This is a genomic window from Dysgonomonas sp. HGC4, from assembly GCF_001261715.1.
In the GTDB taxonomy this organism is placed as follows: domain Bacteria; phylum Bacteroidota; class Bacteroidia; order Bacteroidales; family Dysgonomonadaceae; genus Dysgonomonas_A.
This window is the reverse complement of the sequence record NZ_CVRU01000100.1, coordinates 19936-41980: the sequence shown is the minus strand read 5'-3', so window position 1 is coordinate 41980 and position 22045 is coordinate 19936. Positions and strand designations below refer to the sequence as shown.

The 22045-nt window shown below is 36.9% G+C and carries 16 protein-coding genes and 3 pseudogenes; 13 read left to right on the top strand and 6 right to left on the bottom strand.

All coding sequences use genetic code 11. The features are described 5' to 3' along the window. The 3 genes from HGC4_RS10055 to HGC4_RS10045 all read right to left on the bottom strand — a co-directional run bounded on the left by HGC4_RS10055 (position 1) and on the right by HGC4_RS10045 (position 2548). Complete coding sequence (locus HGC4_RS10055) at positions 1-735, bottom strand: hypothetical protein (RefSeq protein ID WP_050710004.1); 735 nt, start codon at positions 733-735, stop codon at positions 1-3. A 187-nt stretch (positions 736-922) separates the two neighbouring features. Then, positions 923-1681 (bottom strand): SDR family NAD(P)-dependent oxidoreductase, encoded by a 759-nt coding sequence (locus HGC4_RS10050; RefSeq protein ID WP_050710003.1) that lies wholly within the window; start codon positions 1679-1681, stop codon positions 923-925. A 153-nt stretch (positions 1682-1834) separates the two neighbouring features. Further along, the gene (locus HGC4_RS10045; protein ID WP_050710002.1) at positions 1835-2548 is read right to left on the bottom strand and encodes a tRNA1(Val) (adenine(37)-N6)-methyltransferase; all 714 of its coding nucleotides are present in this window, start codon (positions 2546-2548) and stop codon (positions 1835-1837) included. 258 nt (positions 2549-2806) lie between these two features. Between HGC4_RS10045 and lon the strand changes: the two genes are divergently transcribed. The 11 genes and pseudogenes from lon (at position 2807) to HGC4_RS19095 (ending at position 14068) form a co-directional block, all read left to right on the top strand. Then, positions 2807-5290 (top strand): endopeptidase La, encoded by a 2484-nt coding sequence (lon, locus tag HGC4_RS10040; protein WP_050710001.1) that lies wholly within the window; start codon positions 2807-2809, stop codon positions 5288-5290. Between the two features lie 137 nt (positions 5291-5427). Next, positions 5428-5880 carry a GNAT family N-acetyltransferase gene (locus HGC4_RS10035; RefSeq protein WP_050710000.1) on the top strand — a complete coding sequence of 151 codons (453 nt, stop codon included), beginning with the start codon at positions 5428-5430 and terminating at the stop codon, positions 5878-5880. Positions 5881-6013: 133 nt separating this feature from the next. Continuing rightward, complete coding sequence (locus HGC4_RS10030; protein WP_050709999.1) at positions 6014-6283, top strand: zinc ribbon domain-containing protein; 270 nt, start codon at positions 6014-6016, stop codon at positions 6281-6283. A gap of 158 nt (positions 6284-6441) precedes the next feature. Then, entirely contained in the window at positions 6442-7533 is a 1092-nt protein-coding gene (locus tag HGC4_RS10025; RefSeq protein ID WP_242047109.1) for a GyrI-like domain-containing protein, read from the top strand. Positions 7534-7922: 389 nt separating this feature from the next. Continuing rightward, complete coding sequence (locus HGC4_RS10020; RefSeq protein WP_050709998.1) at positions 7923-8453, top strand: DUF4199 domain-containing protein; 531 nt, start codon at positions 7923-7925, stop codon at positions 8451-8453. 3 nt (positions 8454-8456) lie between these two features. Next, a complete protein-coding gene (locus HGC4_RS10015) occupies positions 8457-9407 on the top strand; it encodes a glycosyltransferase family 2 protein (RefSeq protein WP_050709997.1) in 951 nt (316 codons plus the stop codon). A 178-nt stretch (positions 9408-9585) separates the two neighbouring features. Beyond that, positions 9586-12021, top strand: a complete 2436-nt coding sequence (gene topA, locus HGC4_RS10010; RefSeq protein WP_050709996.1) for a type I DNA topoisomerase — start codon at positions 9586-9588, stop codon at positions 12019-12021. Between the two features lie 181 nt (positions 12022-12202). Next, the gene (locus HGC4_RS10005; RefSeq protein WP_050709995.1) at positions 12203-12532 is read left to right on the top strand and encodes a hypothetical protein; all 330 of its coding nucleotides are present in this window, start codon (positions 12203-12205) and stop codon (positions 12530-12532) included. Positions 12533-12559: 27 nt separating this feature from the next. Continuing rightward, positions 12560-13231, top strand: coding sequence for a YiaD family glycine zipper/OmpA-like lipoprotein (locus tag HGC4_RS10000; protein ID WP_050709994.1), 672 nt, complete (start codon positions 12560-12562; stop codon positions 13229-13231). 571 nt (positions 13232-13802) lie between these two features. Then, positions 13803-13968 (top strand): annotated as a pseudogene (locus HGC4_RS19100) (integrase); the annotation flags it as partial. Beyond that, positions 13943-14068 carry a hypothetical protein gene (locus HGC4_RS19095; RefSeq protein ID WP_255349828.1) on the top strand — a complete coding sequence of 42 codons (126 nt, stop codon included), beginning with the start codon at positions 13943-13945 and terminating at the stop codon, positions 14066-14068. The pseudogene HGC4_RS19100 and the gene HGC4_RS19095, both read left to right, overlap by 26 nt. A gap of 315 nt (positions 14069-14383) precedes the next feature. Here HGC4_RS19095 and HGC4_RS09995 read toward each other — a convergent pair whose 3' ends face one another. Next, positions 14384-16378, bottom strand: a complete 1995-nt coding sequence (locus HGC4_RS09995) for a SusD/RagB family nutrient-binding outer membrane lipoprotein (protein ID WP_157258232.1) — start codon at positions 16376-16378, stop codon at positions 14384-14386. A 19-nt stretch (positions 16379-16397) separates the two neighbouring features. Further along, positions 16398-19679, bottom strand: coding sequence for a SusC/RagA family TonB-linked outer membrane protein (locus tag HGC4_RS09990; protein ID WP_050709992.1), 3282 nt, complete (start codon positions 19677-19679; stop codon positions 16398-16400). Positions 19680-20372: 693 nt separating this feature from the next. Here HGC4_RS09990 and HGC4_RS09985 point away from each other — a divergent pair. Together HGC4_RS09985 and HGC4_RS09980 are read left to right on the top strand one after the other, a co-directional pair. Further along, entirely contained in the window at positions 20373-20648 is a 276-nt protein-coding gene (locus tag HGC4_RS09985) for a helix-turn-helix domain-containing protein (protein ID WP_050709991.1), read from the top strand. A 1-nt stretch (position 20649) separates the two neighbouring features. Further along, a pseudogene (locus HGC4_RS09980) lies at positions 20650-20943 on the top strand (helix-turn-helix domain-containing protein). A 357-nt stretch (positions 20944-21300) separates the two neighbouring features. Here the strand turns inward: HGC4_RS09980 and HGC4_RS09975 are convergent. Then, positions 21301-21988: pseudogene (locus HGC4_RS09975) on the bottom strand (PDDEXK nuclease domain-containing protein); the annotation flags it as partial. Positions 21989-22045 lie beyond the last annotated feature (57 nt).

Below are 22045 nucleotides of genomic sequence, written 5' to 3'. Positions count from 1 at the left end.
TCATAAAGGGTCATCAAATATTGCAAATTGCAGTGCATGAGGATAGTAAAAAGCTAAACGCTTTTCGCCATTATATTCAAACAAAACAGCTTTGCTTGCCGCCAAATGTTTACTATAAAGAATTCTAATTTTAGTAGCATCATATCCGGTAACTTTGCCCAATCCCTTCATTAAATCCGTCAAACTATTACTTTTTAGCGGCACCCAATTCAGTTGATTCTGTTTTCCTGCATTACTACCATTCCATTCAAAACTATCTATTAACTGAGAATAAGCTAGATTTTCGGAATCTGAACCCAAACTTGCTTCGCTTTTGATAAGCTTAAAGCCCGAATCTGTAGGGAATATTTTAAATACACCCAGATCTTTATTCGGATAAAACTGCTCATTCTTACAAAAGCCACCAATAAGAATAGAATCTACATGTAATAAAACACGATCGTCATCTAAAAGTTTAAATTGACCATACACATTCGGAAAGCAATCATTACCACAAGGAGCTGTATAATAAGATATAAAAGTTCCATCTGGATTGAAACTAGCCCAATTACCCCAGTCGAACGTACGTCCATCTGATTGAGCAACATTATATAAGTTATATTCCTGATGATCTTCAACTTGATTATACCATAGAGATATCAAAAAGTCTATTTTCCATTGGCCAATAATGTTTTCTTGAGATTGGAGGCTTTGAATACAAGCGAAGAGAAAAATAAGGGAGAAATACTTTTTCATAGATAAGTGAAATTTTAGTGTGTACATACCTAAACTTTACCTATACAGGTATATTATATAGATTACGTAAACACCAAAATTCCACAATTAAGGCTGCGAACCTTTTACAGATTCGGCAAATACAGGTACAACTTGTAACTATCACTGCAAGAAACAGCTACAAGTATTACCTCTGAATTTTTTAATCTTATTCCTTGTGGAACACTGTAGCCGAAGCCTGAGCTTTTGCCATCAGCAATATATCTTGTACATCCACATGATCGGGAGCCGATACCGCATAAGAAATAGCGTCTGCGACATCGTCAGCTGTAAGAGGCACAAAGCCATCATACACTTTATCTGCTCGACTTCCATCTCCTTTAAAACGTACTAACGAAAATTCAGTTTCAGCAGCTCCGGGACAAACTAAGGTTACTTTAATACCGTAGTTAACCATATCTAAACGCATACCCTCCGACAATGCTTTTACAGCATGCTTGGTTGCACAATACACCCCACCATTGACATACACCTCTCTCGAAGCAATAGAACCAATATTGATAATATGACCCGATTTGCGCGAAACCATAACGGGAGAGATTATACGGGTTACATATAACAACCCTTTGATATTGGTATCAATCATTCGCTCCCAATCATCCACTACTCCTTCTTGAATAGAATTAAGACCAACAGCCAATCCTGCATTATTCACAAGTACATCTACATTCTTCCATCTTTCAGAAAGATTACCCAGATGTTTTTCAACTTCAGCATAATTACGAACATCAAATTCAAGAGAAAGTACCTCAGCCTTATATTCTTTTTGAAGTAAGCTTTCTAACTCTTGTAGTTTTTCTTTTCGGCGTCCGGTAATAATAATATCAAAACCATCTTTTGCCAGTCTTTCCGCAGTAGCTTTACCTATACCAGAAGTAGCTCCGGTTATTAATGCAATCTTTTTCATTCGTGCTTTATTATTAAAGGTCACAGACCTAATTTAAACAAATGTATTATAAGGGTTCATTTTTCAGAGCAATAACACGTATCGCTTTTTCACTTACAAAAAAAGCAAACAAGTCCCAGACCTTAAATTTACAATTCTCTTGATTAATAGACCTTATAATTTCAGATAAAAATCTCTTACTAATTCCGAAAAATCATTCGTATATATATGACGTTCCTTTTCAATAATTAAATCTGCAACTTCTAACTCCTGTTTTATCACCGAAAACTCGAGCAATACTCTTTTGGCTTGCAAATGAGCCATCGGGTAGACATTCGTAATTCGAGATACAAACAAGCCTGCATCTTGTGCCAACTCTATCAACAAATCTTTTTCTGTATGCGGAAATACTAGAGACAAATAACCATTGGGAGATAATAAACGAGCCGAAGCATTCATAAACTCAGCCATTGGTAACGAGTCGGTATGTCGTGCCAATGTACGTTGCCCATTTGGAGAATGTAAAGAGGATGAAAAATAAGGTGGATTAGATACAATCAAATCGTAACGCTTATCACAACCAATTACATACTCTTGCAACGAAGAATGTATCGCTTTTACATTCTCAAAAGGCGTGCGTTCCACATTTTCGACAGTTTGCAATATTGCACTCTCATCTATATCAATAGCATCAATAGATAATAGACCCTCTGAACGTTGAGCAACCATCAAGGAAATCAACCCCGTACCCGTACCAATATCCAGAGCAGTTTTAGCTTCTCGGATTTTAACCCAAGCACCAAGCAATACACCATCAGTACCCACTTTCATGGCACATTTGTCGTGATAGACAGTAAATTTTTTAAAACTGAAATAAGGATTAGACATAATAGATACAAGTTATAGACAAATTGGCAATACCAACTCTTAAGCAAACAACACAAAACTATACTGGCACAGTATTTGTTAAAGTAAAAAGTAAAGCAAAGTTAACTATTATTACTAACTTTGCACACCTCAAAATAAACAACAGATATGACAACATAAGGTCTAAGACCTTTTCTTATTGTTTTGACAAAGCAAGTTATAATTCTAAGGTTTTATATCACTAAATGTTTTCATTTACTTAAAACGAGATAGCATACAATGTTTGAAAATAAAGACAGAGATTTTTTTAGTATTGACGGGAACTCTGAGCCTGTAATTTCTATAGTTTCAGACGAATTAGGCAATGTTGATTTTGACATTGACGAAAAGTATCTGAAAGAAGAAATTCCGGTTCTGGCACTTCGAAACACTATCATCTTCCCTGGAACCAGCCTTCCTATTACAGTAGCCCGACCTAAGTCGCTTAAAGCTCTAAAAAGCTTGAAGAACAAAAAGGGTATTGTAGGAATGGTCTGTCAGAAAGATGCAGAAACAGAAGATCCCGAACAAAACGACTTATATGACATTGGTGTCATCGGAGAAGTGATCCGTATCATTGATATACCCAATGATCCCAATCTAACAGTTATATTACAAGGTAAAAAGCGTTTTAGAATAGATCAGTTAACAGCAACCGAACCATTCTTAAAGGCAAAATACACGATTAAAGAAACAACGGCTGCCGACAAAGACGACAAAGAATATCAGGTTCTTTTAGAATCTATTCGTGACCTTACCATACATATGCTACGTATGTACGGAGATCCTCCCAAGGATTTAATTGTAAAACTCAACGAAAATTCTAAATCGCCATTATTAGTAAACTATTGTTGCACAAACCTGCCGGTGCCAGGTTCTGAAAAACAAGAATTACTAAATATTGATGACGATAAAAACAGAGCGTATCGTTTGTTGATGATTCTGAACAGGGAAACTCAAATGCTGGAAATGAAGATGAATATCCAGATGAAAACCCGTGAGGAATTGAATCAGCAACAAAAGGAATACTTCCTTCAACAACAGATCAAAACTATTCAAGACGAGCTGGGAGGCAACCCTCAACAAGCAGATATAGATGATCTGAAAGAGAAAGTAAAAACTAAAAAGTGGGATGAGAAAGTAGCTGAGAGCGTAGACAAAGAAATTAAGAAATTGGAACGTCTGCATCCTCAGTCACCAGACTATTCTACACAATATACTTATTTGCAAACTCTATTGGATTTGCCTTGGAACGAATACACCAAAGACAATTTCAATTTGAAACATGCTCAAAAAGTACTTGATCGTGACCACTTCGGACTCGAAAAAGTAAAAGAACGCATCATAGAGCATCTTGCCGTATTGAAGCTGAAAGGTGACCTTAAGTCTCCTATCATCTGCCTTTATGGCCCTCCCGGAGTAGGTAAAACCTCTCTAGGAAAATCGGTAGCCGAAGCTCTTAATCGTAAATACGTAAGAGTATCTTTCGGTGGTTTACACGACGAATCGGAAATCAGAGGACACCGTCGTACATATATAGGCGCTATGCCCGGACGTATCATTCAAAACATACAAAAGGCAGGAGCATCAAACCCTGTATTTGTATTGGACGAAATAGATAAAATTGGAAACGACTTTAGAGGCGATCCTGCATCCGCTCTTTTAGAAGTACTTGATCCGGAGCAAAACTTTGCTTTCCATGACAACTATTTGAATATCGATTACGATTTATCGAAAGTACTGTTCATTGCAACAGCCAATAATGTTTCGGCAATATCGCAACCCCTACTCGATCGTATGGAGTTGATTGATATTAGTGGATACATCATGGAAGAAAAGGTTGAGATTGCCCGCAAGCATCTTATACCAAAACAACTAGAGAATCATGGTCTAAAGAAAGAGGATATTGATATTCCTAAAAAGACTATCGAGAAAATTATCGAAGATTACACTCGCGAATCGGGTGTACGTTCTTTAGATAAAACTTTGGCTAAAATAATGCGTAAAGTTGCTCTAAAAGTAGCTTTAAAAGAAGATTACTCAAAGACTCTAGATGTTGTAAATCTGAATGACTATCTAGGTGCAAATCGTTTTTCAAGAGACGAATATCAAGGAAACGACTATGCAGGTGTTGTAACAGGCTTAGCCTGGACTTCGGTTGGTGGTGAAATTCTATTCATAGAAACATCTCTAAGCAAAGGCAAAGGAAGCAAGTTGACTCTTACCGGAAATCTGGGAGATGTAATGAAAGAATCGGCTATGCTGGCTCTCGAATACATACATTCTCACAACCAAAGATTAGGCATTGATGATAGTGTACTTGAAAACTGGAATGTACACGTACATGTACCCGAAGGAGCTATTCCAAAAGACGGACCTTCTGCCGGTATCACAATGGTGACATCGCTAGCTTCGGCATTTACACAACGTAAGGTCAGAGCAAATCTGGCCATGACGGGCGAGATTACACTTCGTGGGAAAGTACTTCCGGTAGGTGGTATCCGCGAAAAGATTCTGGCAGCCAAACGTGCAGGTATCAAAGAGATTATCTTGTGTAAAGAGAATAAAAAAGATATAGAGGAAGTAAAAGAACTTTATCTAAAAGGCTTAACCTTCCATTACGTGTCCGATATATCTGAAGTTCTGGACATCGCACTTCTTAAAGACAAGGTGAAAAACCCTCTGAGCTTTGAGATAAAAGAACCAGAGAAGAAAAGCAATTAAAAGTCTAAGACTTTTATACTATAATGTAGGGGTAAACCTATGTGTATGTCCTAATTATTGGCAACACATAAGTTTGCCCCTACTCTCAAAATAAGAAGTTACAATTTAAGGTCTTTGACCTTTTTGATACTATACAAATGTCCGAACTTATAAGAACCAATAGCGAGAACAACGATTTCAAAAAATTGATTACAGAACTCGATTACGAACTAAGCATTCGCAATGGAGATACACAATTTCAGTATGACATTTATAATAAAATTCCATTTATAGAAACCGTTGTAATAGCTTATTCAGATCAGGAAGCTATCGGCTGTTGCTGTTTTAAAAGGATTGACAATGAAATGATAGAGATAAAGAGAATGTACCTCAACATCAATCACCGAGGCAAGGGTATTGCCTCTAAAATGCTTAACGAGGTAGAATCTTGGGCTACAGAGAAAGGTTTTTCGATTGCAATTCTCGAAACAGGTTATAAAATGACTGAAGCCATCCATCTATATAAAAAAATGAGATATAAACAGATACCCAATTACGGACAATATGCCGATAATCCCGAGAGTATTTGTATGAGCAAGCAATTATCCTAAAATACAGATATGAACCAAAAGGCAGATGGTAAGGCATCTGTCTTTTTTTCATTTTTAGCAAGATTGGATAAGTAAACCAAAACAAGATATACCTATCTTTGTTTTCGAATATAAACAACTAATTATTAACATCATGGAACAAACTTTTTGTCAAAGCTGTGGTATGCCAATGTCAGCAGAATTTAATAGTACAAACAAAGACGGATCAGTAAACACAACCTATTGCAGTTATTGCTATAAAGATGGTGCATTCACCTCAGATGTAACAATGGACGAAATGATCTTGAAGTGTGCAGAATACGTAGACGAATTCAACAAAGATTCGGATATAAAATACACTAAAGAAGAAGCAATTGCAGGTATGAAGCAGCACTTCCCTACCCTTTTGCGTTGGAGAAGCTAAAATCTAAGACATTTTTATTACTTTGGTAAGCATAATAACTCTTTAATTATGAGGGTGTATTAAGAGAGATTCAGCACACAGAATACGCTGATATTACATATTTCAACGTATTCTGTGTGCTATTTAGTCTTTTGAGACCTCTCTATTGTTTAAAACCTATGGAATATACTATTTGTCAAAGTTGCGGAATGCCCCTGCATCAATTAAATGAATTTGGAACCGATAAAAGAGGAGTCAGAGTAGAAGATTATTGTCAGTATTGCTTCAAAAACGGACAATTCACATCAGATTCTACGATGGACGAAATGATTGAACTCTGTGCCAAATATATGACAGATATTACACCGAACGAAGCCATAGATCATCTAAGAAAAAAGTTACCTACACTAAAAAGATGGGCACAAAAAGAAAACACACAAAAGGAATATCACAAGTCAATCAACAAAGTGCTCGATTATATTAACGAGCATTTGAACGAGAAACCCGACCTTACAACTTTATCGCAGATTGCCAATGTATCGCCATTTCATTTTCATCGCATATTTAAAGCTATTATAGGCGAAAACTTAGGCGAATATGTACAACGCTTACGTTTAGAGTACATAGCCGGTAAGCTTAAAACAACAGAACTAAGCTTAAATACACTAGCAGAAAAAGCAGGCTACAATACCGAACAAGCACTATCTAAAGCATTCAAAAAGCATTTTGGAACGCCTCCTAGCATTTACAAACAGGCATCAGTAGACAAAAGAGATTACAGCAAACATCAACTATCGCCACAAATTTGCGAAATAGAGCAAAAAAGCCTCATCTATATAAGAGTTATAGCCCCATACGGTACTCAAGATGTATATAAACGAGCTTGGGAAGAACTGCATCAATTTGCAGCAGACCATAATTTACTACAAGAATCAAACGAATGGTTAGGTATCAGCTTTGATGACCCCAATACTACACAAACCAACAAATGTCGTTTCTATGCCTGTCTTACTATTGATAAAACAATTGTTCCAACAGGTAAAATTGGGTGTAAAAACATTAAAGGCGGACAATATGCAGTTTTCACTCACAAAGGTTCATACAACGGCTTGCACGACTTCTACAAAAATATCTGGTTTGGATGGCTACCCACCTCTAATTATCGCCTAAGAAAAGCCACTTTCTTCGAAAAGTATGTAACCGATCCCAACAAAGTAAAAGAAGAGGATATCATTACCGAAATATATATTCCCGTATTATTAAGCAAATAATAGTATACCATCCTATTATTTCAATTAGCAATAAGCTATTGCAGCTATGCTTGTCTAAACAACAAAAATGGTCTGAGACCTTAAAAAAGTGAAACGAAGTAATAGCACCTTGTTTATATCTACTCTTTTTTTGCTACTTTCGCATTGTCATAAGGTCACAGGGTTATTTTTCGAGTTGAATCGTAAATACAAATAATTAGTTGTTCAATAATTTGCAGTATCAACAGTTATTCGCCCAACTAAAATCGTTTATCAAAAACATTATACAGGATCGAAAATGACTTTATAAAGAGTGGTTTTAAATAATAAATTTGCATGTTCAGATCATAATATTCTTTGGATTAATATACAAGCCAAGGAATCAGAAGACCTGAAACCCATTAAAAAATATGAGCGAAAACAAAAATAGCATGGTATCTACTGCCATGAATTACGCAATACCATTAGGGATATTCTGGATATTCAAGTATTTGTTTGTTATAGGTGGCGAATATGCCGAAATAAGTAAATACATCAATAGTATTCTAAGCATTGGTACACCCCTTATCGCTTATGCGTTACTATGCAGATATAGGGACAAAGAACTGAAGGGACATATTATGTATGGAGAAGCCATTTTGTTTACTCTCCTCATCTTCGCTCTAGCTTCACTTTTCGAAGCAGTAATTACCAGCCTTCACCTACTGGTGATAAACCCCGGTATAGTTACTCAGATGAACGAGGAAATCTACAAGTTATTCAGCCAAATGCATCTACCCGAAGCATACATGAGTCAGTTAGATACTATTTTTTCATACGGAGCAGTATATTATATTGTCTCTTTTATTATTCAAAACATGATCATAGCACTTTTTCTGGCTTTAGTACTCGGATATTTCGTATCACGCCCGAAAAACAACTACCCTCATAAAAATATCTAAGTTATGGATTTATCAATTGTCATCCCCTTATATAACGAAGACGAATCGTTACCCGAACTATACAGTTGGATAGAGCGAGTTATGACCGAAAACAACTTCTCTTACGAAGTAATATTTGTGGATGACGGAAGTACCGACAGATCGTGGCAGGTGATAAAGGAATTGAGAGAAAAGTCGCCCAATGTAAAAGCAATCAAATTTCGCCGCAATTATGGCAAATCGCCCGCATTACATTGTGCCTTTGAGATGGTGCAAGGCGATGTAATTATCACTATGGATGCCGATCTTCAAGATAGTCCCGAAGAAATTCCGGCACTGTATAATATGATCGTCAACGAAAAGTACGATCTGGTATCAGGATGGAAAAAGAAGCGATACGACCCCATAACCAAGACCCTGCCTACCAAACTATTCAATGCAACGGCACGCAAAGTATCAGGTATAAATCTGCACGACTTTAATTGCGGCTTGAAAGCATATCGTATAGATGTAGTAAAAAACATAGAGATATACAACGATATGCACCGCTATATACCCTATCTGGCAAAAATTGCAGGCTTTAACCGTATTGGCGAAAAGGTTGTACACCATCAATCCAGAAAGTATGGCAGCAGTAAATTTGGTATCAGCCGTTTTTTTAATGGCTATCTCGATCTGCTTACTTTATGGTTTCTTTCGGCTTTCGGACGTAAACCTATGCACTTTTTCGGACTAATGGGCAGCTTTATGTTCTTCATCGGGCTTATTTCCGTTATTTGGGTAGGAGCATCCAAGATGTATGCCATGAGTCACGGTATGCCCTATGCGCTGGTTACAGACTCTCCTTACTTTTATATATCGCTTACTACAATGATATTGGGTACGCAGCTTTTTCTCGCCGGATTTATAGGCGAACTGATCTCGAGAAACTCGGCTGGGAGGAACGATTATAAGATCGAATCTCAGATATTATAGCTACCTTAGATGAAAACGTAATAGAAAAAAACAGCACCATCCAATCGACCAAACAAAATAATGTTAATCAATTGAGATGGTGTCCGATTTTTTTACAAATAAGAAAAAACGGCTTATATAATAAACAATTTGATTACTTTTGCCGTTTCATTGTATGAATACAAAAAAATAACATCGAATGCAGAAAAATTTAGTTATAGTGGAATCTCCTGCTAAGGCAAAAACAATAGAAAAGTTTTTGGGCAAGGATTACAAAGTGATGTCCAGCTACGGGCACATTCGTGATCTCAAGAAAAAAGACTTGGGTATTGATTTAGCAAATAGTTACAGACCCCTATACGAAGTACCGGCAGATAAAGAAAAATTGGTATCCGAACTCCAAGCTGCGGTAAATAAAGCTGATGTTGTATGGTTGGCTTCCGATGAAGACCGCGAGGGAGAAGCTATTTCGTGGCACTTATACGAAACCTTGGGCTTAAGGGACAAGCAATATCATAGAATTGCTTTTCACGAGATTACCAAAAATGCTATTTTTCACGCGATAGAAAATCCACGAAGAATAAACAGAGACTTGGTTAATGCTCAGCAAGCACGCCGTGTACTGGATCGTATTGTAGGTTTCGAATTATCTCCAATATTATGGAGAAAAATTAAACCTGCCCTTTCTGCGGGACGTGTACAGTCGGTAGCTGTACGACTTATTACCGAGAGAGAACGCGAGATTGAAGCTTTCCAAAGTGAAGCAGCATATCGTGTACAAGCTACTTTCCTGAAAAAAGAAGGAGATACACCTTATCAGATAAATGCAGAATTAAATAAGCGATTAAAAACTAAAGAGGAAGCTCTTGAGTTTTTAAACAGGCTCAAAGATATCAACGCTTATACCATAGACAGCGTTATAACCAAGCCTGCAAAAAAATCGCCTGCCGCACCATTTACAACATCTACACTTCAACAAGAAGCTGCTCGTAAATTGGGATTTTCGGTATCACAAACCATGTCGGTAGCCCAAAAGCTATACGAATCGGGAAAGATTACCTATATGCGTACCGACTCTGTGCATCTTTCGGCTTTGGCTATCAATGCTTCGAAAGCTGAAATTGGAGACGCATACGGCAAAAAATACGTTAAGACAAGACAGTTCTCGACTAAATCCAAGGGAGCACAAGAGGCTCACGAGGCTATACGTCCCACTTATATGAATGCCCACCAAACAACGGGTACTTCACAAGAGCAAAAGCTATACGAGCTTATATGGAAACGCACCATTGCCTCTCAAATGGCTGATGCGGAACTAGAGAGAACAACTGTTACAATCAATATTTTTGATGATGAAGATGTAAAATTCGTATCAAGCGGTGAGGTTATCACCTTTGACGGATTTCTTCGTGTATATCTTGAAAGTACAGATGACGAACCTGCGGATAACGAAGAGAGCACATTGCTACCTCCAATCATGCGTAAGGACATTCTGGATTTGAAAGAATCTACTGCAACAGAACGTTTCACTCAACGCCCTGCCAGATACTCGGAGGCTTCTTTAGTAAGAAAGCTTGAAGAACTAGGAATAGGTCGTCCATCAACTTATGCACCAACAATTTCAACAATTCAAAATAGAGAATATGTTGAGAAAACAAACATAGAAGGTACAGATCGCGAATACAATGTTTTGCATTTGAAGAAAGGCAAAATAACAGACGCTATCAAAACCGAAAAAACAGGTGCGGATAAGAATAAACTAAAACCAACTGATACGGGAATAGTTGTAAATGATTATCTGACTGAATTCTTCCCTCGTATTTTGGATTACAACTTTACTGCGGATGTAGAAAAAGAATTTGACTACGTAGCAGTAGGTGCCGAGGTATGGACGGATATGATTGATCGTTTCTACAAGAAATTCCATCCCGTTGTAGAGGAAGCTCTCAATACTCACGAAGATCACAAAGTAGGTGAACGTATTTTGGGTACAGACCCAAAAACAGGAAAACAGATTTCGGCAAAAATCGGTCGATTTGGTCCTATGATTCAATTAGGAACTCAAGACGATGAAGAGAAACCTCGATTTGTGTCTCTACGCAAAGGTCAGTCGTTAGGAACAATAACCATAGAAGAAGCTATCAAGCTATTTGATCTGCCTCGCTCTATCGGAGAATACGAAGAAAAAGAGCTGACTACCTCTATCGGTAAATTTGGTCCTTATGTTCGTTTCGATGGTAAGTTTATATCATTGCCTAAAGATGCCGATCCATATACAATAACTCAAGAAGAGGCTATTGAACTTATCGAAGCTAAAAGAAAACAGGACAGAGAAAAAGTCATCAAAATTTTCGAAGGAAAAGAAGGCAAAGGTGGTAAAGACGAGGTTCAGATACTTAATGGTCGCTACGGTCCGTACATAGCATATAAGGAAAAGAATTATAAGATTGCAAAAACAGTAGATGCAACAACTCTTACCTTAAAAGAATGTATGGAGATAATCAAAACAACCAAAAGCAAAACAAAAGCCAAGGTTGAGAAAAAAGAAAAGAAAAAGACCAAAGTAACCGAGAAAAAGAAAAAAGTATTAGAAGAGGAAGCTAAAGAAAAGAAAACTAAAGCAACCAAGAAGTAAATATATCTTTCGAAATATGAGATTTTTTATTCCTTTGATAATAACTAGAGCAACTGCTCGTTATAACTAAGAAATAAAATACTAAACAGTCGAAAGCTACTTATAATACTAAGTTACGTGAACATTGATCATAATCAATTGTTATAAAATTAGACATAAAAATTTAAACATAAAATATCATATGAGTGCTGAAGTAGATCCAATAGGTTATGACGAAGATGATGCTGTAAAATATATACAGAACTACCTTCCTCAAGAATTGAAAGGCAAATTTTCTAATGATGAAATTAATTACATCATTGATATTATATACGAATTTTACGAAGACAAAGGTTTGTTAGACGAAGGCTCACCCGACGACGAAATCATCGACATTGATGAAGATGAGTTAACTGCGTTTGTTCTTAAAAATACTAAGAAAGACAAACTGAAGGATTTCACTGCTGATGAAATCACATTTATAATACAAGGAGAACTGGCATATTGCGAGTCCATAGACATTTTCGAGTAAGAAAATTAAAATAAAAATATTTTGATTATGAACAGAAACATTTTTGGGGCACTAGCCCTTTCCGCAGCATTATTATTATCAAGTTGTGGAGCAAGCAATACAGTTAAAGGTACAGGTGTTGGCGCAGGTGCAGGTGGTGCATTAGGTGCAGGTATAGGTGCAATTCTAGGTGGTGGCAAAGGTGCTGCTTGGGGTGCAGGTATAGGTGCCGTTGTAGGCGGTGGAGCTGGTGCAATCATCGGTAACAAAATGGATAAGCAAAAGAAAGAACTAGAAGAAATAAATGGTGCTCAGGTAGAATCTGTTAATGATGGACAAGCTATCAAAGTAACATTCGAATCGGGTATATTATTTGCAACAAACTCTAGCTCATTGAATTCGGCATCACAAAACGCACTTAGTCAGTTTGCTATATCATTGAAGAGCAATCCTGATACAGATATCAATATCACAGGTCATACCGATAGTTCAGGTTCTGACGCAATCAATAACCCACTATCTGAAAAACGTGCTCAAGCCGTTTATAACTTCCTTTTACAACAAGGTGTTGCAGGCAATCGTATGACTTCAGCAGGTATGGGATCTACAGAACCAGTTGCTGACAACAACACTTCTGCAGGTAAAGCTCAAAACCGTCGTGTGGAAATATATATTCATCCAAACGAAAAAATGATTAGAGACGCTGAAGCTGGTAAATAATTTGATATTTATCTCCAGATGTTAAAGATAATCAAGACTATTAAAGAAAGTAATGGAGGAAAATATGGAGTCGGCCTTCTGATCTATTCAAACATTCAATGCCTCATGGTGAGATCTGATGGTTATTAAAATGCCTAGGGGAATAAGCGCTAAATTACAGAAAGATCACTTATATTCTTTCATTTATGATAGTATGAATAGTTTTTTAGTATTTTTTTTAAGCTCTAATATATTTAGCTGTTCCGGAATACTTCATAATTTACCCTAAATCGTTGTCGTTTATTTTGGGTATACTTGTTTAACATTTTCCTCTGGTACAGCTATGTTTAATAGTATTATGTAGTGATACATGATACTATTTTTTTATCTAGATGAAAATAATAACTATAAATGAGTAACAAGCTTCTCTTGTAATTCTTTTTCTGAACATGTGGTTTAGTAACAGAAATACTGCATAATTTCACCTTGTTTTGATTTTTTTTAAACTGATATTTAATGAAAATTGATTCATCTTAAGTGTGTTACATGTTTGTGTTCTATATTCTGTTTTGCTTGCTTGGGGGGAATTATCCACTCTCTAAGGCACTCCAAAGCAATGCATCTTCTACAAGCAGAAGTAAATATAAGATATATATTGGGGTATCCGTTCAAACAACAGTATTATATGCCAGAGTAGATCTAAAATCAAAACGAGAGCTTTAGAGAAAGTTTATGCAGGAATATACCAGAGAAGGTGAATCTATGCAGATGGATGATTCAGATCTGAAAACTGACTTATCAATCTTGGAAACTAAATGGCATAAAATAGAAATAAAAACATCAAATATCAACCAATAATGTATTCATAAAATTATACCCATGATTATCTATCCATTAGAGATAGTCTTAATCGTAATTATGTAAATTCTATACGATTAATTATTGACAAACTAAAAATAATAATACACTACAAAATGTCATAGACTTTTATTGATAACTTAAAGTGAGATTTACACAAATTTGCAACAAAAAGACTTATTCTGTGACATATTATTAAATCAACTTATACTTGTTTTAGATAAACAATCAACGAAATCATAAAGCATTATAATCAAAACAAAAATAACCGGAAGACCATCCTCCGGTTATTTTTTATAAATTCGACAAAAAGAATTAATTATCTTTTATAGCCTTTGGCAAGAAATATAGTTCTGATGATTTGTTAGCCCAAAAGATAGGAGTAGTCCAATTGTCATCTGCTGCCACTTTAGCAAATTCTTCCGCATTATTAGCACGCTCTGAATCGGGATAACGGTAGCGTTCAAATACCATTGTCGCATTATTCAATGCAGGAGTGCCCTTCAAAGCTCCACTCGCATAACTAGTGATAGGTTCCAATCGTGGATGACGCGTACGGCGCAATTCCGCAAACAATTCGTAAGGACCGTGCAAGTTCAAGTGGATATACTTTTGTTGCATGATGATTTCCATCTTGCCGTCTTCCCCGGCTGCCTTAGCAAAATCATCTTTGATAATACCTGCATACTGTGCCGCTGCCGCAGAATTTTTTGTCGGCTTCAAGATTGCTTTAGCCAAATCTGAAAACTCAACTTTTTCAGTAATATAAGAATCCGGACCTGAACCATTGATCATATACCAATAATCAACCGAATGTAATACAGCATCTTGAACGTGATCGTCAGCCGATTTACCTGTAGAAGCCAGATTCTTTAATGCCACTTCGGCTAGAAATAAATCAATTTCCGAGCGTGTTTCTATATTAAACGGCGTTTCACTCACAACATAAGTAACCGGATTGTAATACGTCCATGGAGTACCTTTGACAAATTCATCAGGTGTACCTCCGCTCAGATTACGAAGATGTATGGCTTTTTTAGTCGTATTTCGATCTTGCCCATCTTGTGGGTAGATATTTTTACGAACAGGTTCACCCAACAATGAAATACCTTTGGTTATAGTGTCAAGCATTATTTGTGTATTTCTTATATAATTACCCGACATGCCATAATATTCCACATCGTCAGCATCACCCGTAGGCGTATAACCCATGGCGATAACTGGTAAACGAGGGTCATCTTTACCTACTTCGTATTTCACAGAACCTCTGTTCATACGTGCAAGGATCACATCAGGAATAGCAAAGCAAGCACCCCAAGAATCATAAATACCACGTTGATAGATACCACCATTACCACTACTACCCCAACGACATTGATTGAGTTCCCTTCCTGCAAAAGTAAAGTCTTCTTGTGGCAGATTTTTAATCGCTTCAGCCAAAAATGGTTTCACATAATCTGCATCCACACCTGAAATACGTACACAAGAACGCAAGATTTGTGCATTTACATATTGTACCCATTTGTTGATATCACCTTTGAAGAATAAATCTTGCTTGTTAAATGTCGTTTTAGACGTTTCAGACATCTTTGCATAAAGGTCAGGTAATTCCTGAGCAATTTTCGCATATTCTTCTATTACCGAGTGATAGATTTCTTTTGGATCATCATAAGGAGTAAAGAATACGGCTTCAGCTCCTTTAAATGCTTTTTTATAAGGTATTTTATTAAACAAATCTACGGTTTGCAAAGCCACTATATCTTTCAAAATAGTTGCTAAGCGGGCATAAACAACAGTATTGTCATAATTAGTCCCTGAAGATTGGGATACTTCTAATTGGATCAGTGCATAATTTGTCAAATTAGTATAGAAATAGTCAAACCGTTTACGATCTTCTTTATTTGTACCTCCACCAATAGCGCGGGTTGGATCACCGTAGTTAATATCCGCAAAGCGACTATTATAGACCGGATTTAGAGTATTCCAAACGAGGCTATCGGTTCCAAAAGAGTTTTTTAAAGGTTTTCCATCCGGACCATTTACAGTTTTAGAAGCAATATTGTTGCGGCCAGCCATCAACTGGATAAGTGCCGGCATACCATCGAAGTCGGTATACATCCAATACCATTCGCCATAATCTTTCTGCCAAAAGCGTGTTTTTTCCAAATGAGTAAACAATCCGGATACAACCTCTTCTGAGGCCGGGGTATAGTCATTCGGATTATTATACTCGTCATCTAATTTGTCTTCACAAGAAATCATCATTCCTCCAAAAAGGAAAATTAATGCTATATAATATATTTTCTTCATTTTTTCTTCATTTTTTAATTTAAAATCCAAGTTTGATACTCAATCCGAAAGTACGGCTTGATGGATAACCAGAGTTTTCAATCCAACTATCATTACCGGTTCCTAAAACCCCTTCCGGATCAATGTTACCAATCGACTTATAGATATAGAACAAGTTACGGGCTGTAAGTCCTACTCCCAAACGTTGTACTCTCAAGGCACTTGTAATGTGAGCAGGAAATGTATAATTTAAAGCGACTTCTCTAACTTTTAGATAATTATTTGTTTTGATTTCATCTGGTTGCCATCCGCTGGACATATCATGATTGAAAGACGCATAATAGTCATAAGCAGAAATAATCTTATCATTCGCTGAACCATCAGCTTTTACTCCCGGAAGAATCAATCCATCATGGCGTTCTCTACCATCAGCATCGGTATAAATCAAACCTTCATGGGCAGTATCGCGATATTTTAAAGATTCTTTAGACAATCCATTCCCTTTCAGGTAGAAATTAGAGTAAGATAATATTTCCCCACCTAATCTGTAGTCTAGACCAATTGAAAGATCTGCTGCACCCCAATTGCCGGTCATACCAAAATTCGTGGAGATGCCACCAAACATATCCGGATGGATATTTCCGACAGCGATTTCATCACCAGTAACAGAATACAGCCCATTCGCACCGACAATTCTATTGCCATTACTATCTTTTAAATAATCTTGCATATACATTTGTCCCATCGGTTCACCTTCTTTATCTTTGATGATCACACCATTAGTAGAGCGGTTATTGGAAGGAATGCCCGGATATAATTTCACCACTTTATCCCATTGACGAGCCAAAGTAAATATCCAGTCCCAGCGATAATTCTTATCTACTAGTGGGGCAACTTTCAACATAAGTTCAATACCTGTATTGCGTACTTCTCCTGCATTGATTCTAATTTTAGAATATCCCGTAGCCGGAGAAAGATTTACCCCCATAATTTGGTTATAAACAGTATTGTTATATACTGAAAAATCAATTTCCAAGCGGTCTTGATTAAACATCTTCAAATTGAATCCAGCTTCAAACTCACGTTTGCGTTCCGATTTCAAATCTCCCGATAATAAATCGGTAGGACCTGTTACATCGTTAACCCCCAGATTTGGAGTTGGTAATGATTCAACAGTATAATTTCTTAGAGCATAATAACGAGGTGCAGGACGTCCGACATCAGCCCAAGACAGACGAAATTTACCGTAATTAACTTTTGGAATTTCGACATTCTCTGTAAAATTATAAGTAAACGAAATACCTGGATAAAAATACGACCGGTTTTGTTTCGGTAAAGTAGAAGACCAGTCGTTACGTGCCTGGAATTCCAAATAGTAAATTCGATCCCAAGAAAGAGTCGCTTGTCCAAACACACTATAAGTCAAGTCACCTTCACTCCTGTAGTTAGCGATACGATCGTCATAACTTGTCCCCCATTCACTGATATTTTTCAGAGACCAGTAATCCGGGTAAAGAAAGTGACCTAATGTTCCTACGCCAACCTTAGTATACTCATCTTTACGGTAAGAACCTCCAACGAATGCAAACAAATCCATTTTTTTATACATTTTCGATTTATCGAAAGTCAGCAATGCTTCATAATTTTGAATTAATGATTTTTCATTTGCAAATTGGAATTTACCGCCTTCCCATTCACCTTTTGTCGTATTATAACGTTTTACTTTGTCCTGTTTAGTATAGTCAGTCGAAGTGTAATCCAAACCACCCTGTAACTTCATGGCCATAAATGGTAAGAATTGTAAGTTCATTTTTACAGAGGTTATGGAGTGATGTTTGGCATCAGTATTTCGATTTTCGTTGTTGTTCCACAACATATCGAAGAATCTGTTACCTTCAGAGAATGCAGCCGGCCAACCTTGGTTGGTATATTCTTCGGCTGTATACATATATCCATGTTCATCTTTATAACTATTCATTGCGGTCTTAAGATCGTAATCGCGATTAAAAGCTCCATAAGCGATTACACCTGCAATATTGGGGCGACGATTTTTTGTTTCGGTAATAAACAAATTTTCTGTAAAATCGAAAGTTAATTTATCAGATGCCTTGAATGAACCGTTGAAACTCAACGAGTTTTTCTCATGTGTCTGATTTGCCATAGTTCCATCATAGTTGTAACGAGTATAAGCAAAACGCGCATTCCCTCTTTCTCCGGCTGATGTTACAGCTACTGACACATTATTGGATTGTCCGGTTTGAAATAAATCTAGATAGTTGTTGTCATATGGATTGTATGTACGAGTAGAACCGTCAAAGAATGAAATAGGTGAACCATCAAATTTAGGTCCGAAATTATAGCGACTACTTACTGTTTTGCGTATATCACCTTCAGTAACGATGTCATATTCATTGACTCCACTGCCATATTCGTTTTGGAAATCGATATAAGATACCGGTTTTTCCCATTCGTGGTTGAAAGATATATCGATACCTAATCCTTTTCTACCAGCTGAACCGCTTTTGGTGGTAATTAACACTACGCCATTTGCTCCTTTTTCGCCATATAACACAGAGGCTTTGGCTCCTTTGAGTATCTCCATCGAAGCGATATCGTCCGGATTGATATCATTGATACCCGAACCATAATCGAATGAATTCAATGGGTCATACCCACGACTAGCCATACTTGACTCACTATCCGCCATGGGTACCCCGTCTACCACGAATAACGGACGTACTGATTGATCCGGATTCATAGAAGCTGCTCCACGAATTTTAATTTGCATTCCACCCATAGGTCCCGCTGATGTAGATTGAATACCCACACCAGCACTCTTTCCATAAAGAGCAGAAATAGGATTAGCTGTCACCCCGGATTTGATAAGGTCATCCCCTTTTACCGTGCTAACGGCATAACCTAAAGCCCGGGTGTCGCGTTTGATACCTAAAGCGGTAACAACTACTTCATTCAAAGTTTGCGAATCTTCGACGAGTTTGATTTGCACGTTTTCTTGCCCTGAATATACGATTTCCTGAGGCACATATCCCATGAAACTTATTTGGATAATATCTCCTTTTTTTATATTCGACAATACAAAATTACCTTCCAAATCGGTTATCGTACCAATAGCTGAATTTCCTTTGACTATCACCGATGCTCCGACTATCGATTCTTTGTCGTCTTTTACAGTACCTTTTAATACATTTTGCTGTTGAATCTCATTTACATAAATACCCGAGGGATTACTATAGATATTTGAAGGAGCTAAAATAATCCCTCCTAATACTAAGACCCAAAAAGATAAGATTTGTCTTTTCATAATTTTTAGATTAATAATATAAATAAATACAAATTCACTGATATCGACTTTTATCTTGCTGTAAATCTCATTATAAGCATAGAGTAATTTCTCTGTGCATAAAACTTATAGAATCTGAACGTTAAAAAAATAAATACAGAGGTTTTCTATTACATGGAACTTATAAATCAACCTTTTAGTTGTTATCAGGATCTTATCTCCCCAGATTGATCCTGATAACAGGAACTAACTTGAATAAAAACAGAACGAACTATCTTCGCAGACAATCAACGTCCCTAATCTCACTAAAAAATAAACGTGTACATTATCAATAAAACAGTGAATAATTCACTTAATCAATCGGTTTGTTCTCTTTATAGTAATTAAAAAAAACAGACAACGACCTGTACAAAAAGGATATAAAGCAAAATAAAATAATAAAAACATCATCCTACTCTAAAGGATTCAGGCATATATCAAATGCCAATAATTTATAAATACAAATTAATAATAAAGGAAAATAATAACTGTTTAAATAGCGTTACCTATTTTTGTCCGAATGACATCTATTTGACAACCAAAGGAACTATGCTTTGATATCCCATCGTCCAGCTTACCGTATGTACCAAGGTTTACGCACGGGTAGACACGCCATCTTAAATTTGGAGTAGCTGAATAGTAAATGAAAATATAAACCAATAAAATTATAAATGAATGGAAATTGTAAATATAGAAGCCCAAACTTTCAAAGCAATGATAAGTCGCCTTGAGGCATTTGCCCAGCGAGTAGAGAAAATCTGCGAAAGGCAGGATAAGAGCCTACACCGCTGGTTGGACAATCAGGATGTTTGTCAGATTCTCAACATCAGCAAACGTACTCTCCAAACACATCGAGACAACGGTACACTGGCTTATATGCAAATTAATCACAAGGTGTTCTACAAGCCTGAAGATGTCGAAAAAGTCATTAACAAACTAAAACAGAAATAGCATGAGCGAAATCCTTACCAAGGAGAATGAACGAATCAAAGGGTTCTTTCACTCCATCGAATGAATGTTGGACAGCATCGAAAATTATACCAAAGATTACCGACCAACCTTGAACGGCAAACGGTTCTTAACCGATGCGGAAGTATCGAAAAGGTTGAAAGCCAGCCGCCGAACACTTCAAGATTATAGGACGAATAGAAAAATATCGTATATTGAGTTAGGCGGCAAAACTTTGTATCGAGAGTCCGATATTCAAAAGTTGTTGGATGAACACTACCGTAGCACATTCGAATAACCCCCCGAAAGCCCCCTCCACACTGCATATTTTTTTCCTTTTTTAATCGGTAAACACCCCTCTAATGGTGGAGAATGAATAAGACAACCCTTTTGAGGAGAATACTACCCGAAGTGAAGCTTAATCTTAAAAGCGTAGCGTAGGTGTGGAGATTCTGCTCAAAACCCTTTCGGGCTTGGGGTTGGCATTTTATTCCCGCAGTGAAATTTGTGTCCGAATGAAAAAGAAAAGTATTTTTAAGAATTCTATTATTTTATGAATTACAATATCATACAAAAGAAACAGGCTTTGGATATTTTCCGAAGCCTGTTTCGTAAATATAAATACAATACTTATCAATTTTCTGAAAATTATTGCTTAGTTCGTTTCTTCCTCCATTGCTTTCATCTCGTCCAACAGTAGTGTTTGAAGTTCTTCTTTGGGTAATAGAAGTTGGTACTCAGCTACGCCAATCGGTTTATTTAGTATCTTGCAGAGCTATCTTCACATCCAAATAAAGGATAATGCCTATTGATTGATTCTCATTTTCGCCCCGTTCCAAACGATTGAGCAACGAAAGGTAAAGATTCATTTTACCCACATATTCCGCTTTAAAACTCCCTATTTTCAACTCAATAGCCACTAATGATCGTAAACCGCGGTGGAAGAAAAGCATATCGACAAAATACTCTTTCCCATTATATTCTAAGCGGTGCTGATTGCCTATAAAACTAAACCCTTTGCCAAGTTCCAAGACGAAAGACTTAATCTTTGCGACCAACCTTTGCTCAAGTTCCAACTCACGTATAGGTTCAGTGGTTCGCAAAAAGCCTAAGTTGTATGAACTCCGAAATACCTCATTGGCATATTCGGTATGCGCTTCGGGCAAGGTCAGATCGAAATTATGAGATTTGGGTTGTTTCTGTGCAGCTGTATAGGTATCCATTTTGATAGCATTAAGCAATAGGTCTCTCGACTAACCTTTTGCAACCACTTTGTTTGTATAGAATAACGTTTCTTCGACCGACATATCTTTGTTCAGCAGTAGCAGATTGTGACCCCAAGGCCAGCCTGTGGAGTAATGGACGGTAAGCGGAAAGAGAATCTAAGAAATGAGATTATC